Source organism: Streptomyces sp. NPDC060209 (genome assembly GCF_042728155.1).
Classification (GTDB): Bacteria; Actinomycetota; Actinomycetes; order Streptomycetales; family Streptomycetaceae; genus Streptomyces.
The window spans coordinates 1-3,670 of record NZ_JBHWZS010000493.1 but is presented as its reverse complement, the minus strand read 5'-3'; the positions used below and the strand labels follow the sequence as shown (position 1 = coordinate 3,670).

Annotated in this window: 2 protein-coding genes; both read left to right on the top strand. The window is 69.9% G+C overall.

From position 1 onward, the window contains the following. Positions 1–105 precede the first annotated feature (105 nt). Positions 106–729 carry a GntR family transcriptional regulator gene (locus ACFWFI_RS41655; protein WP_387401005.1) on the top strand — a complete coding sequence of 208 codons (624 nt, stop codon included), beginning with the start codon at positions 106–108 and terminating at the stop codon, positions 727–729. A 270-nt stretch (positions 730–999) separates the two neighbouring features. After that, complete coding sequence (gene aceE, locus ACFWFI_RS41650) at positions 1,000–3,669, top strand: pyruvate dehydrogenase (acetyl-transferring), homodimeric type (RefSeq protein ID WP_387401003.1); 2,670 nt, start codon at positions 1,000–1,002, stop codon at positions 3,667–3,669. The last annotated feature ends 1 nt before the right edge of the window (position 3,670 follow it).

The following is a 3,670-nucleotide window of genomic DNA, read 5'->3' as shown; positions in this document are numbered from 1 at the left end:
GAACGCTTCCGGACGGGGGCGCCGCCGTATTGTCTAGACACCACCGGTCATCTCCGGCCGCCGTGTCGGCGCAGGCAGCACCGGTTCGCCCCGAAGGAGCCCCTCATGACCCCGCCCGTCGTCCACTCGCTGCGCGAACAGATCCGCGAGCACATCGTGGAAGGGATAGTCAGCGGGCGCTGGAAGCCGGGCGAGCGGATCGTGGAGCGCCGTATCGCCACCGAGCTGGAGGTCAGCCAGACGCCCGTGCGCGAGGCGCTGCGGGAGCTGGAGACGCTGCGGCTGATCGAGTCGGCTCCCAACAAGGGCGTCCGGGTACGCAATCTCACCGCGGCCGATCTGGAGGAGAGCTACCCCGTTCGGGCCGGGCTCGAGCAGATCGCGGCGGAGCTGGCGGCCCCCGCTCTCGGCGAGGACTGCTCGGCGCTCACCCCGCACGTGGCGGCGCTCTACGAGGCGGACCGGCTGGCCGACGGCGAGGCTCAGGTGCGGCACACGGTGGCCTTCCACCGGGAGATGGTGCGGGCCGCCGGGAACGCCGTTCTGCTGCACACCTGGGAGGGGCTGGGCATCGAGGTGTTCACGGCCCTGTCGATCCGCTGGCTGGGCACGGTGCAGAAGTCGTACGCGGAGGAGCACGAGGCGCTCATCGATGCCTTCCTGCGCCGGGACCCGCAGATCGCCGTGCTGGTCAAGGAGCACGTCCTCGGGTGCGCGCCGCGGGCCTGAGTCCCGGCCACGGGCCCGCACGCCCATCTGCGGCGCGGGCCGCTCCACCGTGCAGGTCAGTGCCCGTTTCACCCCGTTGATCCCGTCACTCCGTGCCCCGTTTCGCGGCACCGCATGCCACTTTTCTTCATATCGAGAAGTTTTGCCCTTCACCCTTTGATCGATCATCGATCGGAGACTTACAGTTCAGTCGCGGGCCCACCGGCCCGATCGCCCTGTCCTGCCAGTCAGGGCCTTCTCCACCCCCTCCCACTCCGGAAGGCGGCGATCATGACCGACCCCGTAGCAAAGCTTCCGAGCGAGCTCGACCAGCTCCCGGACCGCGACCCCGAGGAGACCGCCGAGTGGGCGGCCTCCCTGGACGCCGTCACCAAGGCCGCGGGCCCGCACCGCGCCGCTTACCTGATGCGGCGTTCGCTCCAGCACGCCGAGGGCGCCGGCATCGCGCTGCCCAAGCTGCTGGAGAGCGATTACGTCAACACCATCCCCACCTCCGCCGAGCCCGCGTTCGACGGCGACCTGGAGATGGAATCGAAGATCACCGCGTGGAACCGCTGGAACGCGGCCGCGATGGTCACCCGTGGCGCCCGGTACGGCGTCGGCGGCCACATCGCCACGTTCGCCTCGGCGGCATGGCTTTACGAGACCGGCTTCAACCACTTCTTCCGCGGCAAGGAAGGTGACGGCTCCGGCGACCAGCTCTACATCCAGGGCCACGCCTCGCCCGGCATCTACGCCCGCGCCTTCCTCGACGGCCGCATCAGCGAGCAGCAGCTCGACAACTTCCGCCAGGAGTCGGGTGGCGACGGCCTGCCGTCCTACCCGCATCCGCGGCGACTGCCCTGGCTGTGGGAGTTCCCCACCGTGTCGATGGGCCTCGGCCCGCTCTCGGCGATCTACCAGGCGCGCTTCAACCGCTATCTGACCAACCGCAGGATCAAGGACACGTCGAACTCGCACGTCTGGGCCTTCCTGGGCGACGGCGAGATGGACGAGCCCGAGTCGACCGCTGCCCTCGCCCTCGCGGCCCGTGAGCAGCTCGACAACCTGACCTTCGTCATCAACTGCAACCTGCAGCGTCTCGACGGCCCGGTCCGCGCCAACTTCCGCGTGGTCCAGGAGCTCGAGGGCGCGTTCCGCGGGGCCGGCTGGAACGTCGTCAAGACGCTCTGGGGCAACGCCTGGGACGAGCTGTTCCAGCTGGACACCACGGGCGCGCTGATCCGCCGTCTCCGCGAGGTCCCGGACGCGCAGTTCCAGACGTACGCGACGCGCGACGTGGCCTACATCCGCGAGCACTTCTTCGGCGCCGAGCCCGCGCTCGTCGAGCTGGCGAAACTCCTGAGCGACGCGAAGATCGCCGAGTGTTTCTACAGCTCCCGCGGTGGCCACGAGGCCCGCAAGGTGTACGCGGCCTACCGGGCGGCCGTCGAGCACAAGGGCGCGCCGACCGTGATCCTGGCCCAGACGGTCAAGGGCTACACGCTCGGCAAGGGCTTCGAGTCCAAGAACGCCAACCACCAGATGAAGAAGCTGTCGATCGACGAGTTCAAGGGCATGCGCGAGCTGCTCGGCCTCCCGATCCCGGACAGCGCCTTCGAGGACGGGCTGGTCCCCTACGGCCACCCGGGCGCCGACTCCCCCGAGGTCCGCTACCTCCAGGAGCGCCGTGCCGCCCTCGGTGGCCCCGCCCCCGCCCGCCGGGTGCACGCGGTGGCTCTTCCGCAGCCCGAGGAGCGCGCGTTCAAGGCCCTGTACAAGGGGTCCGGCAAGCAGGAGATGGCCACCACCATGGCGTTCGTCCGCCTGGTGAAGGACCTGATGCGGGACAAGGAGACCGGCAGGCGCTGGGTCCCGATCGTCCCGGACGAGGCCCGTACCTTCGGTATGGAGTCGCTGTTCCCCTCGGCCGGCATCTACTCTCCGCTCGGCCAGACGTACGACCCGGTCGACCGCGACCAGCTGATGTACTACAAGGAGGCCAAGGACGGCCAGATCCTCAACGAGGGGATCACCGAGGCCGGTGCCATGGCCGACTTCATCGCCGCCGCCTCGTCGTACGCGACGCACGGCGAGACGATGATCCCGTTCTACATCTTCTACTCGATGTTCGGCTGGCAGCGGACCGGCGACCAGATGTGGCAGCTCGCCGACCAGCTCGGCAAGGGCTTCATCGTCGGCGCCACGGCCGGCCGGACGACCCTGACGGGTGAGGGCCTCCAGCACGCGGACGGCCACTCGCACCTGATCGCGTCCACGAACCCCGCGTCGCTCAACTACGACCCGGCGTTCGCGTACGAGATCGCGGTGATCGTCAAGGACGGTCTGCGCCGGATGTACGGCCCCGAGGCCGAGAACGTCTTCTACTACCTGACGGTCTACAACGAGCCGAAGCAGCAGCCCGCGATGCCCGAGGGCGTCGAGGAGGGCATCGTCAAGGGCCTCTACCGCTACAAGGAGGGCACGCCCGCCACGGCGGACGCGCCCCGCCTCCAGCTGCTGGGCTCCGGTACGGCGATCCACTGGGTGCTCGAGGCCCAGGAGCTGCTGGCCGCCGACTGGGGTGTCACGGCCGACGTCTGGTCCGCCACCTCGTGGGGCGAGCTGCGCCGCGACGCGCTGGACTCCGACGAGGCACTGCTCCGCGGTGAGGAGCGCGTGCCGTACGTGACCCAGGCGCTGTCCGGTGCGCCGGGCCCGGTCCTCGCGGTCAGCGACTGGATGCGAGCGGTCCCGGACCAGATCAGCCAGTGGGTGGAGCAGGACTGGTCCTCGCTGGGCACGGACGGCTTCGGCCTCTCCGACACCCGCGAGGGTGCCCGGCGCCACTTCGGCGTCGACGCCCAGTCCGTCGCGGTCGCCGCGCTGGCCCAGCTGGCCCGCCGCGGCGAGATCCCGGCCTCGAAGGTCAAGGAGGCCCGGGAGAAGTACGGGATGTGAG